The sequence below is a fragment of the Ramlibacter sp. PS3R-8 genome (genome assembly GCF_037572435.1).
GTDB lineage: Bacteria > Pseudomonadota > Gammaproteobacteria > Burkholderiales > Burkholderiaceae_C > Ramlibacter.
Genome location: NZ_JBBHGT010000001.1, coordinates 1,240,308 through 1,263,618 on the forward strand (window position 1 = coordinate 1,240,308; position 23,311 = coordinate 1,263,618).

Below are 23,311 nucleotides of genomic sequence, written 5' to 3' on the forward strand. Positions count from 1 at the left end.
GCCTTGGGGCCCTGCAGGCTGCGATGTTGTCTGTCAAGCGCTTGTGCCGCCCGCAGCCTAAAATGGCGGGTTCAACGAAAGACTTCCCGCGCCATGCTGTACCCGGAATTGTTCAAGCAACTCGAGTCCGTCCGATGGGACATGGACAAGGACATCCCGTGGGACAAGTTCGACGCGGCGCTCCTTTCGGAGGAGCAGGCGCAGACGATCAAGATGAACGCCATCACGGAGTGGTCGGCCCTGCCGGCCACCGAGATGTTCCTGCGTGACAACAAGGACGACAGCGACTTTTCGGCCTTCATGTCGATCTGGTTCTTCGAGGAACAGAAGCATTCGCTGGTGCTCATCGAATACCTCAAGCGCTACCGGCCCGACCTGGTGCCCACCGAGGAGGAGCTGCACGAAGTGCGCTTCGAATTCGAGAAGGCCCCGCCGCTGGAAACGCTGATGCTGCACTTTTGCGGCGAGATCCGGCTGAACCACTGGTACCGCCGCGCCGCCGAATGGCACACCGAGCCGGTGATCAAGCACATCTACCAGACGCTGAGCCAGGACGAAGCCCGGCACGGCGGCGCCTACCTGCGCTACATGAAGCGGGCGATCAACAAGTTCGGCAACGAGGCCAAGGCCGCGTTTGCCAAGGTGGGTGTGCTGATGGCCAGCGCGCGCCGCACGGCGCAGGCGCTGCACCCGACCAACCTGCACGTCAACAAGGCGCTCTTTCCGCGCGACACCATCCAGTCGCGCCTGCCCAACCCGGAATGGCTCGAGCACTGGCTGGACACCCAGATCAAGTTCGACGCCGTGTGGGAGTCCAAGGTGGTCGAGCGCATCCTGCACAACCTGAGCCTGCTGATGGACCGCAGCTTCAAGAGCGTGCAGGAGCTCAATCGCTACCGCAAGGAACTGCAGGCCGGCCTGGCCAGCGGCGCCGGCGCGCCCACCCCGGTGTGAGCCCGGACTTCCTCGACAAGATCGTTTCGCGGCGGGAAGCTGCCGCACGCATCGGGGCCCTCGCGGGCCCCGTCGTTTTCACCAATGGCGTCTTCGACGTCCTGCACCGCGGCCACGTCACCTACCTGGCGCAGGCCCGGGCGCTGGGCGGCAGCCTGGTCGTGGCCCTCAATACCGACGCCTCCGCCCGCCGCCTCGGCAAAGGCCCCGACCGGCCGCTGAACGCGCAACAGGACCGCGCCGTCGTCATCGCCGCGCTGGCGTCGGTGAGCCTGGTCACCTGGTTCGACGAAGACACACCCGTGGAATTGCTCTCCGAGCTCAGGCCGCAGGTGTACGTGAAGGGCGGCGACTACGACATGCGCAAGCTGGCGGAGACGGCGCTGGTGGAAAGCTACGGCGGCAGCGCGGTCGCCATCCCCTTCGTCGATGGGTATTCGACGACCAACCTGGTCCGCCGGATCAAGTCTTCGTAGGCGGCGGCTTACGCCGTATGCGCGCCTCCTGCTTGCGCAGCCAGTGCTCGACGTCGTCGACGTACTCGAACACCACCGGCACCACCAGCAGGCTGAGCACCGTCGACGTGAACAGGCCGCCGATCACGGCGATCGACATCGGTGAGCGGAAGCTGGGGTCGGCCGTGCCGAAGCCGATGGCGATGGGCAGCATGCCGGCGGCCATCGCGATGGTCGTCATGACGATCGGACGGGCCCGCTTGTGGCACGCATCCAGCAGCGCATCGAAGCGGCTCATGCCGTGGTCGCGCCGCGCGACGATGGCGTACTCCACCAGCAGGATCGAGTTCTTCGTGGCGATCCCCATCAGCATGATCAGCCCGATGAGCGACGGCATGGAGAAGCTCTTCTGCGCCAGCAGCAAGCCGACGAAGGCGCCCCCCAGCGACAGCGGCAGCGCGCTGAGAATGGTCACGGGGTGCAGGAAGTCCTTGAACAGCAGCACCAGCACGATGTAGATGCACAGCACCCCGGTGAGCATGGCCAGGCCGAAGCTGGCGAACAGCTCGCCCATCACCTCCGCATCGCCGACTTCCACCACCTTCACGCCCGGCGGCAGGTTGCGCACGGAGGGCAGCTGCTGCACCGCCGCCGCCACGTCGCCCAGCGGCTGGCCGGACAGCTCGATCTCGAAGTTGATGTTGCGCGAGCGGTCGTAGCGGTCGATCACGGCCGGGCCACCGGTGAGCTCCAGGGTCGCCACCTGCCCGAGCATCACGTTGCCGCGCGCGCTGGGCACCGTCAGGCGTTCCAGCACGCGCAGGTCCTGCCGCGCGTCCTCCCGCAGCTTGACCACGATGGGGATCTGCCGCTGCGACAGGTTCAGTTTCGGCAGCGACACGTCGTAGTCGCCCGAGGTGGCGATGCGCAGCGTCTCGCCGATGGCGGCGCTGGTCACGCCCATGTCGGCGGCCCGCGCGAAGTCCGGCCGCACCGCGATCTCGGGCCGGATCAGGCTGGCCGTCGATGCGATCTGGCCCAGGCCGGGGATGGTGCGCAAGTCCTTTTCCACGGCCAGCGATGCCGCCAGCAGCGCCTTCGGGTCCTCCCCGGTCAGCACCAGGATGTATTTCTCGCCGGAGCCGCCCAATCCGACCTTGCTGCGCACGCCGGGCAGCGGCTCCAGCGCCGTGCGGATCTGGTTTTCGATCGCCTGCTTGCGGGGCCGCTCGCCGCGCTCGGCCAGCAGGATCGTCAGGGTGGCCTTGCGCGCTTCGGCGGCGCCCGCGCTGGCGAACGGGTCGGTGCCCGCGCTGCCGCCGCCGATGGTGGTGTAGACGCTCTTGACGTGCTGCACGCGCATGACGGCGCGGCGCGCCTGCTCCGAGAGGTCGCGTGTCTGCGCCAGGGTCGAGCCCGGCGGCAGCTCGATGTAGACCTGCGTTTGCGAGTTGTCGTCCGGCGGGATGAAGCCGGTGGGCAGCAGCGGGATCAGGGCCACGGAGCCGAAGAAGAACAGCGTCGCCAGCACCATCGTCACCACGCGGTGGCGCATGCTCCAGTTCACCATCTTCATGTAGATCGTCAACCACTTCGGCTCCTTCTCCTGGGTGACGATCGGCTTGAGCATGTACGCGGCCATCATGGGCGTGAGCACGCGCGCCACGATCAGCGAGGCGAACACGGCCAGCGCCGCCGTCCAGCCGAACTGCTTGAAGAACTTGCCCGCAATGCCGCTCATGAACGCGGTGGGCAGGAACACCGCGATCAGGGTGAAGGTGGTCGCGACCACCGCCAGCCCGATCTCGTCGGCCGCCTCCATCGCGGCTTCGTACGGGCTCTTGCCCATGCGCAGGTGGCGCACGATGTTCTCGACCTCCACGATCGCGTCGTCCACCAGGATGCCGACCACCAGCGACAACGCCAGCAGCGTGATGACGTTGATGGAAAACCCGAGCAGGTACATCCCGATGAAGGCGGGCAGCACCGACATCGGCAGCGCGACGGCGGAGACGAAGGTGGCGCGAAAGTCGCGCAGGAACAGCCAGACCACCAGCACGGCCAGCGCGGCGCCTTCGTACAGCAGGTGCAGCGAGCCCTCGTATTCCTCCTGCACCGGGGTCACGAAGTCGAAGGCCTGGGTGAGTTCGATGTCGGGGTGCTGCGCCTTGAGTTCGGCCAGGGCCTGCTGCACCGCCGCGCCGACCGCGACTTCGCTTTCGCCGCGGCTGCGCGACACCTCGAAGCCGACCACGGGCTTGCCATTGAGCAACGCCGCAGACCGCTGTTCGGCAGTGGTGTCCGTCACGTCGGCCACGTCGTTGACCCGGATGGTGCGGCCGCCCGCCAGCGAAATCTGGATCTCGCCGATCTGGCGCGCCGTCTGCACGGTGGCCAGGGTGCGCACCGGCTGCTCGCCGCCGCCCACGTCGGTGCGGCCGCCCGCGCTTTCGGTCTGCACCTGGCGCAGCTGGCGCGAGATGTCCGCCGCCGTGGCCCCCAGCGCCTGCAGGCGCACCGGGTCCAGCGCAACGCGGATCTCCCGGTTCACGCCCCCCACCCGGCCGACGGCGCCGACGCCGCGCACGGTCAGCAGCTTGCGCGAGATCTCGTTGTCCACGAACCAGGACAGCGCTTCCTCGTCCATCGCGCGCGAGGCGATGGTGAAGGCCAGCACCGGCTGGCCCGCCAGTTCCAGCTTGGTGATGATCGGATCGCGCAGGTCCGCGGGCAGGTCCGCGCGCACCCGGGTCACCGCGGAACGGACGTCGTCCACGGCCTCCTGCACCGGTTTCTCCAGCCGGAATTCCGCGGTGATGGTCACCACGCCGTCCTGCACCTTGCTGTAGACGTGCTTGAGCCCCTGCACGGTGGCGATGGAATTCTCCAGCTTGCGCGCCACGTCCGTTTCCAGCTGCGCCGGTGCGGCGCCCGGCAACGACGCGGTCACCATGATGGTCGGAAGGTCGATGTCCGGGAAGTTCTGCACCTTCATCGCGTTGAAGGACAGCAGGCCCCCGAACGTGAACATCACGAACAGCATCACCGCCGGGATCGGGTTGCGGATGGACCAGGACGAGAGATTCATCATGGCTTGGCCGCCACCACGCGCACCAGGTCGCCGTCGTTCAGGAAGCCGCCGCCGCTGGCCACGATGCGCATGTCGGGCGTCAGTCCCGACAGCACCTGCAGGCGGTCGCCGGCGATGCGGCCGATCTCCACCTTCACCTGGCTGACGCGGTTGTCCGGATTGACGCGGAAGACGTAGCTGAATCCCTCGCGCACCACCACCGCCGGCTGCGGCACGGTCAGCGCCGGTTGCGCACCCAAGTCGAACTCGCCGCGGGCGAACATGCCGGCACGCGCACTGCCCGCCGCCGGACCCGGCAGCGAAGTCACGTCCACGTAGACGAGCGCCAGCCGGCTCTGGGGATCGACCGTCGGCCCGATCATGCGCACGCGGCCTTCCAGTCGCGCGCCGCTCGGGGCCGTGATGAGGGCGCGCGTGCCGGGCGTGATGCGTCCGAGCTCCGCCGAGGTGACCTCGGCGCGCCACTCGAGGCGGCCCTTGCGGATCAGGCGGAACAGCTCCGTGCCGTTGCCCACCACCGCACCAACCGTGGCGGAGCGGGCGGAAATGATGCCGTCGTCCGGCGCGTGCACCTCCGTCTGGCCCAGGCGGACATCCTGGGCCTGCAGTTGCGCGCGCGTGGCCGCGACGCGCGCCTGCGCCGTCTTCTCCGCCGTGAGGTACTGGTTGATCTGCGAGGCGCTCATGGCGCCGGTCTCCTGCAGCGTGCGGGCCCGGGCCGCGTTGTTGGCGGCGTCCGCGGCGCTCGCCTCGGCCTCGGCCAGCGCCGCGCGCGCCTGCGCCACATCCGCCCGCAGCGTCTCGCCGGCAAAGCGTGCCAGCACCTGCCCGCGCCGGACCTGGTCTCCCACGCCCACGTGCACTTCCGCGATGCGCTGGCCGCCGGCCTCGGCGCCGATGCTGGCCTCCTGCCAGGCAGCCAGGTTGCCGTTGGCCGGCAAGGTGAGCGGCAGCATGGCCTGCGTCGGCGTGGTGGTGGTCACGGTGAGCGCCGGTTTCGGGGCGACCTTGGCGTCGGCGGCCTTGTCGCCGCAGGCGGCCAGGGCCAGCGCCAGCAGCAGCGCCCCGGCGCGAGCGAGGCGGGAGGACAGGAGATTCACGTTGCTCGTTCCTTCTTGTTTTGCTGGTTCAGTCGCGGCGCGCGGCGGCCGACGTTTCGTCCGGTCGTTCCCAGCCGCCGCCGAGCGCCCGGTAGAGCGCGATCCAGGCGGCCACGCGGTCCCGCTGCAGGTTCACCAGCGTGATCTCGGCGACGAGGGCCACGCGACGCTGGTCTTCCAGTTCGATCAGGCTGCCCAGCCCGCTGCGGTAGCGCGCTTCGGTGGCGGCGAAGGACGTTCGGTAGCCTTCCACCGCGGTACGCGCGTCGTCGCCGCGCAGGCGCGCGCTCTCGAGGATGACCAGGGCTTCCTCGACTTCGCGCACCGCCTGCCGCACCCGCGCGGCATACAGCATCGCCGCTTCCTCGTAGCGCGCCTGCGCGGCGTCCTCCGCGGCCGCGCGGCGGCCGGCGTCGAACAGCGGCACCGTCAGGGCCAGCGGCCCGATCGACCAGGTCTGCAGGTCGTTGGTCTGGCCGCCCGCGTGGATGAAACCGCCGGCGATGCGGCCGCTGAGGGACAGTCGCGGGAAGCGGTCGGCCCGGGCCGCCCCGACGTCGGCGCTGGCCGCCTCCACGGCGCGCTCCGCGGCAAACACGTCGGGCCGTTGCGCCAGCAGCCGCGCAGGCACCGACGGGATCGCCGCCAAGGAGAAGCCCGAAGGTTCCACCCACGGCACGGTCAGCCGCTGCCGAAGCTGCGGCTCCGGCAGGCCGGTCAGCGCCACCAATGCCTTCACGGTGAGGTCGCACTGCGCCTGCTGCTGGGTGGCGCGCGCCGAGCCATCGGCCGCGCTCGCGCGGGCCTGCGCGGCCACCGCCGGCGCGGTGAAGCCGGCCTCCGCGCTCAGGCCCGTGAGTCGCGCGGTCTCGACGCGCGAACGCGCGTCGTTGAGCGTCACCGCCAGCTGGCGTTCGCAGGTGCGCAGGTCGACGTAGGTGGTGGCGGTCTCCGCGGCCACCGCCACCCGCGCCTCATGCCAGCCCGCCTGGGCGCCGGCCAGTCGCGCCTGCGCGGCGTCCGACTGCGCCCCGCGGCCGCCGAACAAGTCGAGTTCCCAGGCGGACTGGAGTCCGGCCTGCCCGATGGTTGCCGCCAGGGGCAAGCCCTGCAGCGCGTTGCCGCGCTCGAGGGTTGCGTTGCCATCCAGGGTGGGCAGCAGCGCGGCACGCGCGGCCACGCGGGCCGAGCGCGCCTCGGCAATGCGGGCGGCCGCGGTCGCGATGTCCGGGTTCGCCGTCTGCGCGGCCTCCACCAGGTCAACCAGCAAGGGATCGTTGAATTGCTGCCACCACTGGCGCAGGTCGGACAGCGTTCCGCCATGCGGCAGCGACGCATACCAGCGAGGCGGAGCCTCAGTGGCCACGGACGATGGGGGACGGGGGACGGCGCAACCGGCGAGCAACAACAACAAGCTGGCCGCCGCCGCTACCGGGCGCAAGTGCTTCATGGATCCGTCTCGAAGTTCAGCCGAACACGTGGCGCCACAGCGCCAGGATGGCGTCGCGTTCCGCTTGCAGTTGCTGCTGGGCGAACTGCGTCGGTTCCTCGTCCAGCCGCGCGTGGTGCTGGCGCCGGCGCAGCTGGCGGTAGGCGGAGGCGGCCGCGTGGCCGACCCCCGCCGGCAGCAGGCCCGCGCCTTCGGCACGCTGCAGCAGCGCGATGTTGCCGACGTTCGGCACCAGTTCGGGATGCCGCGCCGACTGCGACAGCACCAGGAACTGCACGGCGAACTCGGCGTCCACCATGCCGCCGGGGCTGTGCTTCAGGTCGAAGCTGCCGGCCTTGACCGGGCGCGCGCTGCGCACCTTCTCGCGCATGGCGACGATCTCGCGCCGCAGCGCGTCGACGTCGCGCTCGGCCGTGATCACCGCTTCGCGCACCGCGTCGAAGCGCGGGCGCAGCTCCTCCAGGCCGACGACGAAGCGGGCGCGGGTCATGGCCTGGTGTTCCCAGGTCCATGCCGTGTTGCTGCCGCGGCGTTGCTGGTAGTCGTCGTACGCGCGGAAGGTGGTGACCAGCAGGCCCGAATTGCCGTTGGGGCGCAGGGCCGTGTCGATCTCGAACAGGTCGCCCTCGGCCGTCTTGGTGGACAGCCAGTTGATGATCTTGCGCACGTAGGCCGCATAGGCGTCCGGGGCGCGCTCGTCGTCGTCCTCGTAGACGAACACGATGTCGAGGTCGCTGCCGTAGCCCAGCTCCTTGCCTCCGAGCTTGCCGTAGCCCAGGATCGCGAAGCGCGGCGTGTCGCGATGCCGCTGCTTCAGGCGCTCCCAGCACCAGCGCGAGGTGACGCGCAGCGTGCTGTCGGCCAGGGCGCTCAGTTCGTCCGCCACCTGTTCCACCGTCAGCGCGCCCTCGACGTCGCGCGCCAGCGTGCGGAACAGCTCCGCATGGTGCGCGCGTCGCAGCAGGTTCAGCAGCGTCTCGTCGTCGTCCTCGCCGGTGATCTGCAGGGAGCGGCGCCGGTGTTCGAGCTCGCGCTCGTAGTCTTCGGCGCTGAAGCGTTCCGCCAGCAGGCCGTCGCTGGCCAGTTCATCGATCACGCCCGGGTGCTGCATCAGGTAGCGCGCCGGCCAGCGCGCGGCGCCCAGCAGGCGCAGCAACCGTTCGTGCACGCCCGGCCGCTCCCACAGCAGCGCGAGGTAGCTTTCGCGGCGCAGCAGCGGTTCGATCCAGTCGATCATCCGCAGCGCCGCCTCCTCGCCCACGGTGCCTTCCTGCAGCCACACGCCGGTGCGCGCGATGAGCTTGGACAGGCGGGTGCGGGCGTCGTCGCGCAACGCCATCACGCGCGGGTGCTTGCACCACGCCGCGATGCGCTGCTGCAGCTGCGCGGGCAGTTGCTCGAGAAGGTCTTCCAGGTCGGGCGGCGCCTTCTGGCCGCGCGGGCCGGCGCAGCCCTTGCACTCGATGCCGCCGCCCAGCAGCTTGTCGAATTCCTCCGCCACCAGCTCGCGGTGCCCGTCCAGCTCGTGCAGGAAGGGGCAGCAATCGGCATACCCCATGGAGTGCGCGATCCACGTCAGGTCCGCGTCGCCGGGCAGCACGTGCGTCTGCTGGTCGTCCAGGTACTGGATGCGGTGTTCCACGCGCCGCAGGAAGATGTAGGCGTCGGCGAGGGACCGGGCCGTGCCTTGCGACATCAGCCCGGCGACGGCGAGCCGCTCGAGCGCCTGCAGCGTCGGGCGCGTGCGCAACTCGGGAAACTGGCCGCCGCGCACCACCTGCAGCAGCTGCACGGTGAACTCGATCTCGCGGATGCCGCCGCGCGACAGCTTGACGTCGTTGGCGCGCTCCGGCCGGCCGGCGGCACGGCGGGCGGCGTGCTCGCGGATCTGCCGGTGCAGCACCCGCAGCGCATCGAACACCGCGTAGTCGAGGTAGCGGCGAAAGACGAAGGGCAGCACCGCGCTGCGCAGCGCCTCGGCGGAGCGGTCCTTGATGCCGCTGCGCGGCGCCACCACGCGGCTCTTCATCCAGGCGAAGCGCTCCCATTCGCGGCCCTGCACCAGGAAATAGTGCTCCAGGGCGTCGAGCGACACCGCCGGCGGGCCGGAATTGCCATTGGGGCGCAGCGCCAGGTCGACGCGGAACACGAAGCCATGCTCGGTGACGTCGCCGATCAGCCCGAAGATGGCCTTCACCGCCTTGCCGAAATACTCGTGGTTGGAGATCCGGCCGCGGCCGGCCGACGTGCCCGCCGTCTCGCCGTCTTCGTCGAACACGTAGACCAGGTCGATGTCGCTGGAGACATTCAGCTCGCGCGCGCCGAGCTTGCCCATGCCGACCACCCAGAGCTGCGCGCGCGCGCCTGCGGCGGTGCGCGGGGCGCCATGGTCGGCGTCCAGGCGGGTGAAAGCTTCGGTGCAGGCGACGTCCAGGGCGAACTCGGCCAGTTCGGTGACGGCCAGCGTGATCGTGGAAAGCGGCGCCTGCTGGTCGCAGTCCAGCACCGCCAGCCGCTCGAGGACCAGCTGGCGCAGCACGCGCAGCGCGGACCCGGTGTCGAAGCCGCGCGCGCGCAACGCCTCGTAGGTGCTCGCGAGGGTTGCGGGGGTCGGCACGCCCGCCGGAAGCAGCGCCAGTTCATCGGGGTAGCGGCGCCGCAGCCGCTGGATGAAGCGCGGATGGCCGGAGAGGGAATCGGGTCCGCCGTCCATGTCGGCGAAGGAAGCGGCCGCACCGTTGCCAGGAGCAACTTCGTCCTTCGGCAAGCCCGGCGCCGTGCCGAGGGTCATAATTCCCGCCACTTCAATGCTTTCATGAATGCGACGCCGCTGATTCCCTCACGGACGCTGAGGTTGTTTGCCGCAGCGGCCCGTTGGACGTTGGGGCTGCTTCTGGCCGTTTCGCTGCTGCTCGCGCTGGCGTGGGGTGCGCTTCATGGATTCATTGTGCCGCGAATCGGCGAGCTGCGCCCCGAGGTGGAAATCCGGGCCAGCCGCATCCTGGGCGTGCCGGTGCGCATCGGCGCCATCAGCGCGCGCACGGAGGGGCTGATCCCCACCTTCACCCTGCAGGACGTGGTGCTGCTGGACCCGCAAGGCCGCGAGGCCCTGAGGCTGCCGCTGGTGGTGGCCGCGGTGTCGCCGCGTTCGCTGCTCCATCTCGGTTTCCACCAGCTCTATATCGACCAGCCGCAACTGGACATCCGGCGCGACGCGGCCGGCCACATCTTCGTCGGCGGCCTGGACTTCACCCGCAGCAGCGACAACAAGGGGCGCGCTGCCGACTGGTTCTTCAGCCAGACCGAATTCATCGTCCAGCGCGGCCGGCTGCAATGGACGGACGAACTGCGGGGCGCGCCGCTGCTGGCGCTGACCCAGGTGGACCTGGTCGTGCGCAACCAGGCGCGGCGCCACCAGCTGCGGCTGGACGCCACGCCGCCGCGCGACTGGGGCGAGCGCTTCACGCTGGCCGGCGTGTTCCGCCAGCCGCTGCTCACCGCCCGCGCCGGCGACTGGCGCAAGTGGAGCGGCGAACTGCACGGCGATTTCGGCGTCGTGGACCTGGCGCAGTTGCGCCGGCACGTCAATGTGGGCATCGACGTCGCCAAGGGGCGAGGTCGGCTGCGCGCCTGGGCCGACATCGAGGACGGCCAGGTGACCGGGGGCACCGCGGATGTGGTGCTGTCCGACGTGAGTGCCTCGCTCGGGCCGCACCTGCAACCGCTCCTGTTGCAGACGGTGTCGGGTCGCGTCGGTGGCGAGCGGCTGCCCGGCGGCTTCACCTTCCGGACCCAGGAGCTGCAGTTCACCACCGCCGACGGCCGCCAGTGGCCGGGAGGCAACGTGCTGGTCACGTGGACCGACGCGCAAGGGCAGGCGCCGGCGCGCGGCGAGATCCGTGCCGACCGGCTGGACCTGGGCGCCCTGGGGCAGCTGGCCAGCCGGCTGCCGCTGGGCGCCCGCACCCATGCCGCGCTGGAAACCTACGCGCCGCAAGGCCTGGTGGAAACCTTGCAGGCAACCTGGCAGGGGCCGCTGGATGCGCCGGTCAAGTACGAAGCGCGCGGCCGCGCCAGCCGGCTGGAGATTGCCGCGTCGCCGAGTCCGCAGGGAGCTGCCGGCGTCCCGGGCCTGCGCGGCGCGGCGCTGGATTTCGACCTCGACCAGGCTGGCGGCACGGCGCGGCTCGTGGTGGTCGACGGCGCGCTCGATTTCCCCGGCGTGTTCGAGGAGCCATCCCTGCCCATGGACAGCCTGGCCGGTGACGTGAAGTGGCAGGTCAACGGCGAGCGGATTTCGCTGGAGGTGCGCAACCTCAAGTTCAGCAGCGCCGATGTCGAAGGCGAGGCGCAGGGCAGCTGGCGCACCGGTGACGCGAATGCGCCGGGGGGCCAGAGATTTCCGGGCACGCTGGACCTGCAGGCCAGCCTGAGCCGCGCCGACGGCACGCGGGTCTGGCGCTACCTGCCGCTGGGCGTGTCGAAACGCGCGCGCGACTACGTGAAGGAGTCGGTGGTCGCGGGCGTCGCCACCGGCGCGAAATTCCGCGTCAAGGGCGACCTGCGCCGCTTCCCTTTCGCCGACGGCAAGAACGGCGAATTCCTGGTGACCGCGCAAGTGCGCGACGTGATCTTTGCCTACGTGCCTCACGACGCGGCCGGCGCGGGCAAGCGGTGGCCGGCACTGACCGCCCTGTCGGGCGAGCTGGTGTTCCAGGGCAACGGGATGCAGATCAACAGTGCGGCGGGCCAGTTTCCCGGCCGGCTGCAGGTCGAGGCGCAGGCCCAGATCCCCGACTTCCGGCAGACCCAGGTGCGCGTGCAAGGCAAGGTGCGCGGCCCGCTGGCCGATTCGCTGGCGGTGGTGAACACCTCGCCGATTGCGGCGTTGATCGGCGATGCGATGGCGCGCGCCAGCGGCAGCGGCAATGCGGACGTGGACCTGGAGCTGCTGCTGCCCATCCGGGACCTCGCGCAGTCCCGCGTGCTGGGAACGGTCACGCTGGCCGGCAATGACCTGCAGGTCACGCCGGACAGCCCGATGCTGTCGCGCGCCCGCGGCGCGGTGGTGTTTTCCGACCGGGGCTTCCAGCTTGCCGGCGTGCAGGCGCGGGCACTGGGCGGCGACGTGCGCATCGAAGGCGGCATCCGTCCCCCTGCGGCCGGCGAGGTGCAGGCGGTGCAACTGCGCGCGCAGGGCACCGTGACGGCGGAGGGCTTGCGCCAGGCCCGCGAGCTGGGCTTCGTGTCGCGCCTGGCGCGCGACTTTTCCGGCAGCACCCCGTACACGCTGGCGCTGACGGTGCGCCGCGGCCATCCGGAAGTGCATGTCAACAGCAGCCTGCAGGGGTTGGCCGTCGATCTCCCCGCGCCGCTGGGCAAGAGCGCGGAAACGACGCTGCCGATGCGGTACGAGACGGCGCTGACGCGCGAGTCGCTGGCGGCTGGCGCGCCGCCGCAGGAGGTGCTGAGCTTCGAGCTGGGCCGGTTGGCCGCGGTGACCTACGTGCGCGACCTCTCGACGCCCGAGCCCAGGGTGTTGCGGGGCACCATCGCCATCGGCCTGTCGCCCGGCGAAAGCGTGGTGATGCCGCAGGAAGGCGTGACCGCCAACGTGCAGCTGGCGCAGCTGAACGTGGATGCGTGGGAAGCGGCGGTGGACCGCCTGGTCGGCGCTCCTGTTGCGGCAGCCGCACCGGTGGCGGGCGCGGCCCCGCCGGCCCCCACGGACCTCCGGTCCGCAGCCCAGTCCTACTTGCCGTCGGTGATAGCGCTGCGGGCGCGCGAACTCAGTGTCGAGGGACGCACGCTGAACCACCTGGTGGTCGGCGGCTCGCGCGACGGGCGCGTCTGGCGGGCCAACGTCGATGCCGAGCAGCTCAATGGCTACGTCGAATACCGGCAGCCGCAGGCGAGCGGCTCGGGACGCGTCTACGCGCGCCTGACGCGCCTGAGCATCGCGGCAGCGGCGGCCAGCCAGGTCGAAGCATTGCTCGAGCAGCAGCCCGGCAACATTCCCGCGCTGGACGTGGTCGTCGACGAGTTCGAGCTCAAGGGCCGCCGCCTCGGCCGGCTGGAAATCGATGCGGTGAACCGCGGGGCGGGCACCGTGGTGCGCGAAGGAGGCATCCGCGAATGGCGCCTGAACAAGCTGACCCTGTCGATGCCCGAAGCCACGTTCGCGGCCTCGGGCAACTGGGCGGAGGTCGGCGCCCAGGCCGTGGCGCCGGGCGGGCCGCGGCGCGAAGGCCGGCCGGGCGAGCGCCGCCGCACCGCGGTGAAATTCCGGGTGGACATCGCGGATGCGGGGCTGGCGCTGGCGCGCTTCGGCATGAAGGACGTCGTGCGGCGCGGCACGGGCGCCATGGAGGGCACGGTGGCGTGGACAGGCTCGCCGCTGACCTTCGATTACCCGAGCATGTCCGGATCCTTCAACGTCAACGTGGAGAACGGCCAGTTCCTCAAGGCCGACCCGGGGCTGGCCAAGCTGCTCGGCGTGCTGAGCCTGCAGTCGCTGCCGCGCCGCCTTGCGCTGGACTTCCGCGATGTCTTCAGCGAAGGCTTCACCTTCGACTTCGTCCGCGGGGACATCGCCATCGAGCAGGGCATCGCCGCCACCAACAACCTGCAGATGAAGGGCGTGAATGCCGCGGTGCTGATGGAGGGCAAGGCCGACATCGCGCGCGAGACGCAGAACGTGAAGGTGCTGGTCGTGCCGGAGATCAATGCCGGCACGGCGTCACTGGTCGCCACGGCGATCAACCCGGCCATCGGCCTGGCCACGTTCCTGGCGCAGTACTTCCTGCGGGATCCGCTGATGAAGGCGGCGACGCAGGAGTTCCACATCGACGGGACGTGGACCGACCCGAAGATCACCCGCGTGCCGCGCAGCAGCGGGGGGGCCGACGCCGCCGGCGCGGCGAGGGCCACTTCCGGCAGGCCGGACGAGCCGGCCATGCGTTGAACAGGAGCCTTGCATGAAAGTCGCCGCGCTGCAGACCGTCTCCGGCACCACCGTGACAGGCAATCTCGACGCGGCCGCGCGCCTGCTGGCCGCGGCTGCGGGCGCCGGCGCGGAGCTGGCCGTGCTGCCGGAGTATTTCTGCCTGATGGGACGGCGAGACACCGACAAGCTGGAGGTGCGCGAATCCTTCGGCAGCGGCCCCGTGCAGGACTTCCTCGCGCAGCAGGCGCGCAGCCTCGGCTTGTGGATCGTCGGCGGCACGCTGCCCCTGTCCGGCGCCGATGCGGCGCATGTCCGCAACACCAGCCTGGCCTATTCGCCGCGGGGCGAGTGCGTCGCGCGCTACGACAAGATCCACCTGTTCCGGTTCGACAACGGCCGCGAGCAGTACGACGAGTCGCGCGTCATCGAGCCGGGCAGCGCCCTGCAGGCGTTCACGCTGCCGTCTCGCGACGGCCATGCATGGCGGGTCGGCCTGTCGGTGTGCTACGACCTGCGCTTTCCGGAGCTGTACCGCGGCCTTGGCGCGGACCTGCTGCTGGTGCCGAGCGCCTTCACCTACACCACCGGCCAGGCGCACTGGGAGCTGTTGCTGCGCGCCCGCGCCGTCGAGAACCTGGCGTTCGTGGTCGCGCCGGCGCAGGGCGGCCGCCACGAGAACGGCCGCCGCACCTGGGGGCATTCCATGCTCGTGGATCCGTGGGGCGGCGTGCTGTCGCAGCGCGCCGAGGAAGGCGAAGGCGTGGTGATCGCGGACCTGTCGATCGAACGCCTGCAGCAAGTGCGGCAGCAACTGCCCGCGCTCGGCCACCGGGTGCTGTGAGCGCCGCACGGCCGCCCGAAGGCGCTCGCCCCCTCCGCTTGCGGAGGGGGGAGGCGCAGGCCGCGCAGCGGACAAGCCTGGGGGAGGTTCCTGATTGACAGCGGTTCCGAGGTCCTTCCGATCGGGGCTGCGGCGACTGTCGTCCTGGCGCGGCTGGTCCTTGTGGGTGCTGCTGGGCGTCATCGTCGTGGCCTTGCTGGTCACCCTGGTCTACCTGGCGGCGCGGTACGAGGCCAGCGTGGCCCAGGCCAACGTCGAGCGGGACGTGGCCGACGCACTGAGCGACATCCGCTCCGCCATGACGCGCAACGTGCAGGAGTTGCAGGCGTTGCAGTCGGGCCGGGCGGACCTCGATCGCTGGCAACCGGAGGCGGAGCGGCTGCTGCGCGAACACCGCGACTGGGTGCGGCTGGAACGGCGCGGGCCGGGCCTGGAGCTCGTGGCGGAAGCGGACACGCCGTACCGCCCGCCGGTGTTCGCCCGTCTCGGCCGCGCGAACTCGCTGCCCGAGATCCAGCAGGCCTGCGCCGGCGCGCGCCGCATCAGCGGCCATGCCTACGCGCGCAGCCACTTCGTCCCGCAACCCGACGGCCTCGGGCTCGAGCTGATGGAGCTGTGCCTGCCGCACGTGGAGGCGGGCCGCCTGCTCGGGTTCGTGGTGGCCACCTATTCGCTCACGGACCTGCTGGCCACCCACATCGGGCCGCAGATGGGCCGCAGCCAGGAGATCTCCTTCACCGAAGCGGATGGCACGCGGCTGGCGATCCATGGGCTGGCGCGCCGCGGCAGGCGCGTGTTCACCGCGCAGCAACTGCTGGACCTGCCGGGCAACACGATGGTGCTGCGGATGGACAGCTGGCGGCGCTCGGAGCCGGACCTGTTTCCCAACGTGCTCACGGCGCTGGTCACCGTGATGTCGATCGCGCTGGTGACCGTGCTGTTCACGCTGGGCCATGACACGCGGCGCCGGCTGCGCGCGGAACAGGACCTCGCCGATGCGCTGGCGTTCCGCAAGGCGATGGAGGATTCGCTGGTGACGGGCCTGCGCGCGCGCGACCTGCAGGGGCACACGACCTACGTCAATCCGGCCTTCTGCCAGATGGTGGGCTTCAGCCCCGAAGAGCTCCTCGGGCAAGGCTCGCCCGCGCCTTACTGGCCGCCCGAGCGCGCAGACGAGTACCGCCAGCGGCAGCAGGTGCGGCTGGCCGGCCGCAACGCGCCGCCGCGCGAGGGCTTCGAGTCGGTCTTCATGCACAAGGACGGCACGCGCTTTCCGGTGCTGATCATCGAGGCGCCCTTGATCAACGCCCAGGGCCTGCAGACCGGCTGGATGAGTGCCGTGCTGGACATCAGCGAGCAGCGCCGCGTGGAGGAGTTGTCGCGCGCCAGCCAGGAGCGGCTGCAGGCGACGGCGCGGCTGGCCACGGTGGGCGAGATGGCGTCGCTGCTCAGCCACGAGCTGAACCAGCCGCTGGCCGCGATCGCGAGCTACGCCCACGGCTCCATGAACCTGCTGCAGCAGAACGCGCCGCCGGCCGTCGAGCTGCGGCTGGCGATGGCGCGCATCGCGGAGCAGGCCGACCGCGCGGGCCGCGTCATCAAGAGCGTGCACGACTTCGTGCGGCGGCGCGACCAGGCCCGCGAGCCGGTCAGCGCGCGCGAGCTGGTCGACGCCGTGCTGCCCCTGGTGAACCTGCAGGCGCGCAAGCTGCGCGTGCGGGTGGAAATCCGCATGGCGGACGGCCTGCCCTCGGTGCTGTGCGACCGCACCATGGTGGAACAGGTGTTGCTGAACCTGGCGCGCAATGCCATGCAGGCGATGGACGATGCGCACGTGGCCGAGCCCGAGCTGGTGCTGGAGGTGCGCGCGACAACCGCCGGCGAGGGCGGCCGGCGCTGGCTCGCCTTCTCCGTCGCCGATGTGGGGCCCGGCGTCGCCGAGGAGGTGAAGGGGCAGCTGTTCACTCCCTTCTTCACCACCAAGGTCGAGGGCATGGGGCTGGGACTCAGCCTCTGCCGCACGGTCGTGGAGCAGCATGGCGGCTCCCTGGTGTTCGAGCCCAACCTGCCCCAAGGTACGATCTTCCGCTTCACCTTGCCCGCCCAGCCGGACCTCAAAGCCTGATGCAACCCGCCAGCGATGCCACCGTCTACATCGTCGACGACGACGCCGGCGTGCGCGAGGCGCTGGCCTGGCTGCTGCGGTCGCGGCGGCTGCTGTCGACGAGCTACGCCAGCGCGGAGGAGTTCGCCGCGACGATCGAGGGCGGCCTCGCACCGGAGCAGGCTTGCTGCCTGCTGCTGGACGTGCGGATGCCGGGCATGAGCGGGCTGGCGCTGTTCGAGCAGCTGGTGCAGCGCGGACTGGCCCAGGTGATGCCGGTGATCTTCCTGACCGGCCACGCGGACGTGCCGACCGCGGTGGACATGGTCAAGCGCGGGGCCTTCGATTTCTGCGAGAAGCCGTTTTCCGACAATGCGCTGGTCGATCGCATCGAGGAGGCGCTGCGCCGCTCGGCCGAGGTGGTGGCAGCGCAGCGTGCCAGGCGGCTGTTGCAACGCCGGCTGGCCGAACTGACGGAACGCGAGCGCGACGTGATCGGGCTGGTGGCCAAGGGCATGCCGAACAAGCTGATCGCGGACCAGCTGGCGATCAGCGTGCGCACGGTGGAAGTGCACCGGGCGCGCGTGTTCGACAAGATGGAGGTGAAGTCGGCGGTCGAGCTGGCGAACCTGATGCGGGATTTGTAGGCTGGCGGTGACACAGGAACCCCAGGTCGGCGAGCGTCCAGCTGGGGTTCGCTGCGCTCACCACCAGCCTACGAATCGCTGCGCTCACCTCCAGCCTACGAGTCGTCTCCATCGCGCGGCGGCTCGCCGCCCTTGCGACCCGAGAACATGGTCCACCAGACGATGCCCACCAGCACCACCAACGCGAGCAGGGCTTCCAGCAGAATCAGCAACATGTTCCGTGTCCTTGCATTGAGCGCGATTGTAGGAATGCTGGCGGCCTGCGGCTCCGTGCCCCTGCCCCCGTCGCCACGCGTGCCGCCCACGCCGTCCGGTTCCACCGCTCCCGCGGGCGCCCTGCCCCTGCCGCCCGACGACGGCGTGGCGCTGCCGCCGGCGCTGGTGCAGGGCAAGAGCCGCTGGCAGGCCGTGCGCTGGTCGGAGCTGCCGGGCTTCAACGCCGACACGTTGCACGACGCGTGGAACGCCTGGATCCGCAGCTGCGAACGGCCTGCAGGGCCGCACGCGCGGCTGTGTCCGGAAGTGCGGCGATTGTCGATCGCCTCCGTCGAGGAGCAGCGCGACTGGATGCAGCGGCGGCTGCAGCCGTACCGGGTGGAGCCGTTGCAGGCCGGCGCGGAAAGCCTGCTCACCGGCTATTACGAGCCGGTGCTCGATGCTTCGCGGCAGCCCACTTCCACGCAGCAGTCACCGCTGTACCGGCCGCCCGCCGACCTGGCGACGCGGCGGCCCTGGTACACGAAACAGGAGATCGACACGTTGCCGCAGGCGCGCGCGGCGCTGCGCGGGCGCGAGATCGCCTACGTGGCCGATCCGCTCGATGCGCTGACCCTCCAGATCCAGGGTTCGGGTCGGCTGCGCGTCACCGAGCCGGATGGGCGGGTCAGCATCGTGCGCGTGGCCTATGCCGGCACCAACGAGCAGCCGTACCGCAGCGTGGGCAGCTGGCTGCTGCAGCAGCGCGCGATCACCGATGCGTCCTGGCCCGGCATCAAGGCGTGGGCGCGCGCCAACCCGCAGCGGGTGCAGGAAATGCTGTGGGCGAATCCGCGGGTGGTGTTCTTCCGCGAGGAGCCGCTGTCGGAGCTGGACGCCGGCTTCGGCCCGCGCGGCGCGCAGGGTGTTCCGCTGACGCCGGGCCGCTCGATCGCGGTGGACAAGGAGAGCATTCCGTATGGCACGCCGGTGTGGCTGTCGACGCCAGGCCCGGTGCTGTCCCTGAACCGGCTGGTCTTCGCCCAGGACACCGGCAGCGCCATCGTCGGCGCCGTGCGCGCCGACTATTTCGTCGGCTGGGGCGATGCGGCGGGCGAGATTGCGGGACGTCTCAAGCAGCCTTTGGCGATGTGGGTGCTCTGGCCTAGATAAGACCAACAACCGGGACGCAGAAGGCGCAGAAGTTACGCAGAAGACGCAAAAGAACAGCCTGAAGGGTTTTTCTTCCAATCCTTCCTGTCTTCCTTCTGCGACTTCTGCGTAACTTCTGCGCCTTCTGCGTCCGGCTGTCCGCTCCCGCCTTCAGGCCTTCGCGAGATGCGCCAACGGCCAACTGCTGGAAGCCTTCACCTCCCCAAGGGAAAAGCTCGTGTGGATGTCCTTCACGTTCGGCAGGTTGATCAGCACCTTGCGCGCGAACTCGGAGAAGGAGTCCAGGTCCCGTGACACCACCTGCAGCTCGAACGTGCCCGCCCCGCTGATGTAGTGGCAGGACACGATCTCCGGGATCTTGCGGATCGCCTCTTCCATCTCGCGCGTGCGCTCGCCGGTGTTGCGGTCGGCATCGAGCCGCACGAAGGCCAGCACCCCCAGGCCGATGCGATGGCGGTCGATCTCCGCGTGGTAGCCCTTGATGTAGCCGGCCTCCTCCAGCGCCCGTACGCGCCGCCAGCACGGGGCCGCGGACAGGCCCACGCGCTGCGCCAGCTCGGCGTTCGTCAGCCGCGCATCCGCCTGGAGCTCGGTAAGGATTTGGATGTCATATCGGTCAAGCTTTTCCATAAGCGCCCGTTTCGCGAAAGGATATTTCGCATCCTAGGGTATTCCGGGCACTGAACGCAAAGACATACCGGCACATGCCGCCCTACACTTTGCGCATGAACGCACCCCTGCCCGAACACATCCGCAAGGCGCTCGAGACCGTCACGCTGGACGACAAGTATTCGCTCGACTACGGCCGCGCGTTCATGAGCGGCGTGCAGGCGCTCGTGAAGCTGCCGATGCTGCAGCGTCAACGCGATGCCCTGGCCGGCAAGAACACGGCCGGTTTCATCAGCGGCTACCGCGGCTCGCCGCTGGGCGGCTACGACCAGGCGCTCTGGAAGGCCAAGAAGTACCTGCAGGCGCAGAACATCGTGTTCCAGCCAGGTGTCAACGAGGAACTCGCTGCCACCGCGTTGTGGGGCACGCAGCAACTGGGTTTCGCGCCGCCCGGCACCAACAAGTTCGACGGCGTCTTCGGCATCTGGTACGGCAAGGGCCCCGGCGTGGACCGCAGTTCCGACGTCTTCAAGCACGCCAACATGGCGGGCACCACGCCGTGGGGCGGCGTGATCGCGGTGGCCGGCGACGACCACGTCGCCAAGAGCTCCACCGCGGCCCACCAGAGCGACCACATCTTCAAGGCCTGCGGGCTGCCGGTGTTCTTCCCGGCCAACGTGCAGGAGATCCTCGACCTGGGCCTGCACGCCTTTGCCATGAGCCGCTTCTCCGGCGTGTGGTCCGGCATGAAGACGATCCAGGAGGTCGTCGAGTCCAGCGCCACCGCGATGATCGATCCCGAGCGCGTGCAGATCCGCCTGCCCACGGATTTCGCGATGCCGCCCGGTGGCGTGCACATCCGCTGGCCGGACACCGCGCTGGAGCAGGAGGCGCGCCTGTTCGACTACAAGTGGTACGCCGCGCTGGCGTACATCCGCGCCAACCGCCTGAACTACAACGTGATCGAAGGCCCGAACGACCGCTTCGGCATCATCGCCAGCGGCAAGGCGTACAACGACGCGCGCCAGGCCCTGCTGGACCTGGGCCTGGACGACGACACCTGCCGGCGCATCGGCGTGCGGCTGCACAAGGTGGGCGTGGTGTGGCCGCTGGAGGCGCAGGGCACGCGCGAGTTCGCCCAGGGGCTGCGGGAGATCCTGGTGGTGGAAGAAAAGCGCCAGGTCATCGAGTACCAGTTGAAGGAGGAGCTGTACAACTGGCGCCCCGACGTCCGCCCCGTGGTGGTGGGCAAGTTCAACGAGGTGGAAGGCGACTTCTCCGGCGGCGAGTGGTCGATGCCGAACCCCACCAACAACACGCTGCTGCGGGCGAACGCCGACCTGTCGCCGGCGCTGATCGCCTCCGCCATCGCGCGGCGCCTGCGCAAGATGGGGCTGGACGCCGACGTGCAGGGGCGCATCGACGCGCAACTGGCGATCCTGGAAGCCAAGGAGCGCGCGATGCAGGTGGTGGAGGTCAAGGGCGACCGCGCGCCCTGGTTCTGCTCCGGCTGCCCGCACAACACGTCCACCGTCGTGCCGGAAGGCTCGCGCGCCATGGCCGGCATCGGCTGCCACTTCATGGCGACCTGGATGGACCGCGCCACCGTCGGCTTCACCCAGATGGGGGGCGAGGGGGTGCCGTGGGTGGGGCAGCAGCCGTTCACGAGCGACAAGCACATGTTCGCCAACCTCGGCGACGGCACCTACTTCCACAGCGGCTCGCTGGCGATCCGCCAGGCCATCGCGGCCGGCGTGAACATCACCTACAAGGTCCTCTACAACGACGCGGTCGCCATGACCGGCGGCCAGCCGGTGGGCGAACGGCCCGAGGGCCACACGCCGCTGCAGATCGCGCACAGCCTGGTGGCCGAAGGCGTGGCGAAGCTGGTGGTGGTGAGCGACGAACCCGAAAAGTACGATGGCGCCGCGCTGCCCGCCGGCACCATGGTCTATCACCGTGACGACCTCGACAAGGTGCAGCGCGAGCTGCGCGACACGCCCGGCGTCACGGCCATGATCTACGACCAGACCTGCGCCACGGAGAAGCGCCGCCGCCGCAAGCGCGGCACGATGGTGGACCCGGCGCTGCGCGTGATGATCAACGACTTGGTGTGCGAGGGTTGCGGCGACTGCAGCGTCCAATCCAACTGCCTGTCGGTCGAGCCGCTGGAAACCGAGTTCGGCCGCAAGCGCGTCATCAACCAGAGCACCTGCAACAAGGACACCAGCTGCCTCAAGGGCTTCTGTCCCAGCTTCGTCACCGTCGAAGGCGGCAAGCTCAAAGGCAGGTCGAAAGCCAAACAGGACCTGCCTTCGCCGCACGACGGCCCCGCCCTGCCCGAGCCGCAGCTGCCCGCCACGCGCGAAGCCTACGGCATCGTGGTGGCCGGTGTCGGCGGCACCGGCGTCATCACCATCGGCCAGTTGCTCGGCATGGCCGCGCACATGGAAGGCAAGGGCATCGTCACGCAGGACTCCGCGGGCCTGGCGCAAAAGGGCGGCGCGACCTGGAGCCACGTGCTGATCGCCGACGACCAGGATGCGATCCGCACGACGCGCGTCAGCGCGGCGGCGGCCGACCTCGTGATCGGCTGCGATCCCATCGTCACCGGCGGCAAGGAAACGGTCCTGCGCATGCGGCCGGGCCGCACGCGGGTCGCGCTCAACGGACACGGCACGCCGACGGCGGCCTTCGTGAAGAACGGCGCCTGGGACAACCCGTCGGACGCCTGTGCGACCGAGATCGGCAAGGCCGTGGGCGCGGCGCAGCTCGCCACGGTCCAGGCCGATGCGCTGGCCGAGCGCGCGCTCGGCGACAGCATCTACACCAACCCGCTGATGCTGGGCTTCGCCTGGCAGAAGGGCTGGGTGCCGCTGGCCCGTGAATCGATCCTGCGTGCGATGGAGCTGAATGCGGTGCAGGTGGACAACAACAAGGCCGCCTTCGAGTGGGGCCGCCGCGCCGCGCACGATCCCGCATCGGTCGCCGCCCTGCTCGGGTCGGGCGGGCAGGTCATCGAGTTCAAGAAGCGCGAGACGCTCGAAACCGTGATTGCCCGCCGTGTCGAATTCCTCACCGGCTACCAGAACGCGGCCTACGCCCGGCGTTTCCAGGACCTGGTCGAGCGGGTGCGGGTCGCCGAACTGCCGCTGGGCAAGACGGCGCTGACCGAAGCCGTTGCGCGTGGCCTGTTCAAGCTGATGGCGTACAAGGACGAATACGAGGTGGCGCGGCTGCACGCGGAGACGGGCTTTCGCGAGAAGGTGGCGGCCCAGTTCGAGGGCGACTTCAAGATCCACTACCACCTGGCGCCTCCGCTCATTGCCAGGCGCAACGACAAGGGCGAACTGGTCAAGCGCAAGTTCGGCCCTGCCACCATTCACCTGTTCCGCCTGCTGGCGCGGCTGAAGGGGCTGCGCGGCACCGCGCTCGACGTGTTCGGCCGCTCCGAGGAGCGCCGCACCGAGCGGGCCCTGATCGAGGAGTACCGGCAGACCGTGCTGGAACTGGTCGCGGGGCTGCAGCCCGGCAACCATGGGCTGGCCGTGGAAATCGCCCGGCTGCCCGAGCAGGTCAAGGGCTATGGCCACGTGAAGGAGCGCAACCTGGCGGCCGTGCGGCCGCAGTGGGAGCGCCTGCTGCAGCAATGGCGCGGCGCCGCGCCGCAGCGCCAGGCCGCCTGAGCGACGCCGCATACAATCGCCAGTCCCTTCCCATGGCAGCGGCCAGGCCGAGCCATGGGT

General features: G+C 70.1%; 13 protein-coding genes. 8 read left to right on the forward strand and 5 right to left on the reverse strand.

Going from position 1 to position 23,311, the window contains the following annotated elements; translation table 11 throughout:
* Nucleotides 1-93 precede the first annotated feature (93 nt).
* Both WG902_RS05830 and rfaE2 read left to right on the forward strand, forming a co-directional pair.
* Nucleotides 94-954: a ferritin-like domain-containing protein gene (locus WG902_RS05830; RefSeq protein WP_340059011.1), complete on the forward strand. Its 861-nt coding sequence runs from the start codon at nt 94-96 to the stop codon at nt 952-954.
* A complete protein-coding gene (gene rfaE2 / locus WG902_RS05835; RefSeq protein WP_340059012.1) occupies nt 951-1,430 on the forward strand; it encodes a D-glycero-beta-D-manno-heptose 1-phosphate adenylyltransferase in 480 nt (159 codons plus the stop codon). Before WG902_RS05830 ends, rfaE2 begins: the two co-directional genes overlap by 4 nt.
* Here the strand turns inward: rfaE2 and WG902_RS05840 are convergent.
* From WG902_RS05840 to glnE, 4 genes are read right to left on the reverse strand one after another with little or no spacing between them, the layout of a single operon-like run.
* Entirely contained in the window at nt 1,417-4,497 is a 3,081-nt protein-coding gene (locus tag WG902_RS05840; protein ID WP_340059445.1) for an efflux RND transporter permease subunit, read from the reverse strand. The two genes, rfaE2 and WG902_RS05840, sit on opposite strands and share 14 nt — an antisense overlap.
* Nucleotides 4,497-5,600 (reverse strand): efflux RND transporter periplasmic adaptor subunit, encoded by a 1,104-nt coding sequence (locus WG902_RS05845; RefSeq protein WP_445263655.1) that lies wholly within the window; start codon nt 5,598-5,600, stop codon nt 4,497-4,499. The genes WG902_RS05840 and WG902_RS05845 overlap by 1 nt, the downstream gene beginning before the upstream one ends.
* A gap of 28 nt (nt 5,601-5,628) precedes the next feature.
* On the reverse strand, nt 5,629-7,050 hold the full coding sequence (locus WG902_RS05850; RefSeq protein WP_340059013.1) for an efflux transporter outer membrane subunit: 1,422 nt from the start codon (nt 7,048-7,050) through the stop codon (nt 5,629-5,631).
* A gap of 16 nt (nt 7,051-7,066) precedes the next feature.
* Nucleotides 7,067-9,763: a bifunctional [glutamate--ammonia ligase]-adenylyl-L-tyrosine phosphorylase/[glutamate--ammonia-ligase] adenylyltransferase gene (gene glnE / locus WG902_RS05855; RefSeq protein ID WP_340059447.1), complete on the reverse strand. Its 2,697-nt coding sequence runs from the start codon at nt 9,761-9,763 to the stop codon at nt 7,067-7,069.
* 102 nt (nt 9,764-9,865) lie between these two features.
* On the opposite strand from glnE, the gene WG902_RS05860 reads away from it, so the two are divergent.
* From WG902_RS05860 to mltA, 5 genes are all read left to right on the forward strand, one after another.
* The gene (locus tag WG902_RS05860) at nt 9,866-14,014 is read left to right on the forward strand and encodes a YhdP family protein (protein ID WP_340059014.1); all 4,149 of its coding nucleotides are present in this window, start codon (nt 9,866-9,868) and stop codon (nt 14,012-14,014) included.
* Between the two features lie 13 nt (nt 14,015-14,027).
* Nucleotides 14,028-14,837 (forward strand): carbon-nitrogen hydrolase family protein, encoded by an 810-nt coding sequence (locus WG902_RS05865; RefSeq protein WP_340059015.1) that lies wholly within the window; start codon nt 14,028-14,030, stop codon nt 14,835-14,837.
* Nucleotides 14,838-14,931: 94 nt separating this feature from the next.
* On the forward strand, nt 14,932-16,962 hold the full coding sequence (locus WG902_RS05870) for a PAS domain S-box protein (RefSeq protein WP_340059016.1): 2,031 nt from the start codon (nt 14,932-14,934) through the stop codon (nt 16,960-16,962).
* Nucleotides 16,962-17,588, forward strand: a complete 627-nt coding sequence (locus tag WG902_RS05875; protein ID WP_340059017.1) for a response regulator transcription factor — start codon at nt 16,962-16,964, stop codon at nt 17,586-17,588. Before WG902_RS05870 ends, WG902_RS05875 begins: the two co-directional genes overlap by 1 nt.
* 162 nt (nt 17,589-17,750) lie before the next feature.
* Nucleotides 17,751-18,956 carry a murein transglycosylase A gene (gene mltA / locus WG902_RS05880; protein ID WP_340059018.1) on the forward strand — a complete coding sequence of 402 codons (1,206 nt, stop codon included), beginning with the start codon at nt 17,751-17,753 and terminating at the stop codon, nt 18,954-18,956.
* A 150-nt stretch (nt 18,957-19,106) separates the two neighbouring features.
* On the opposite strand, the gene WG902_RS05885 is transcribed toward mltA, so the two are convergent.
* Entirely contained in the window at nt 19,107-19,586 is a 480-nt protein-coding gene (locus WG902_RS05885; RefSeq protein ID WP_340059019.1) for an Lrp/AsnC family transcriptional regulator, read from the reverse strand.
* 95 nt (nt 19,587-19,681) lie between these two features.
* Between WG902_RS05885 and WG902_RS05890 the strand changes: the two genes are divergently transcribed.
* Complete coding sequence (locus WG902_RS05890; protein ID WP_340059020.1) at nt 19,682-23,251, forward strand: indolepyruvate ferredoxin oxidoreductase family protein; 3,570 nt, start codon at nt 19,682-19,684, stop codon at nt 23,249-23,251.
* Nucleotides 23,252-23,311 lie beyond the last annotated feature (60 nt).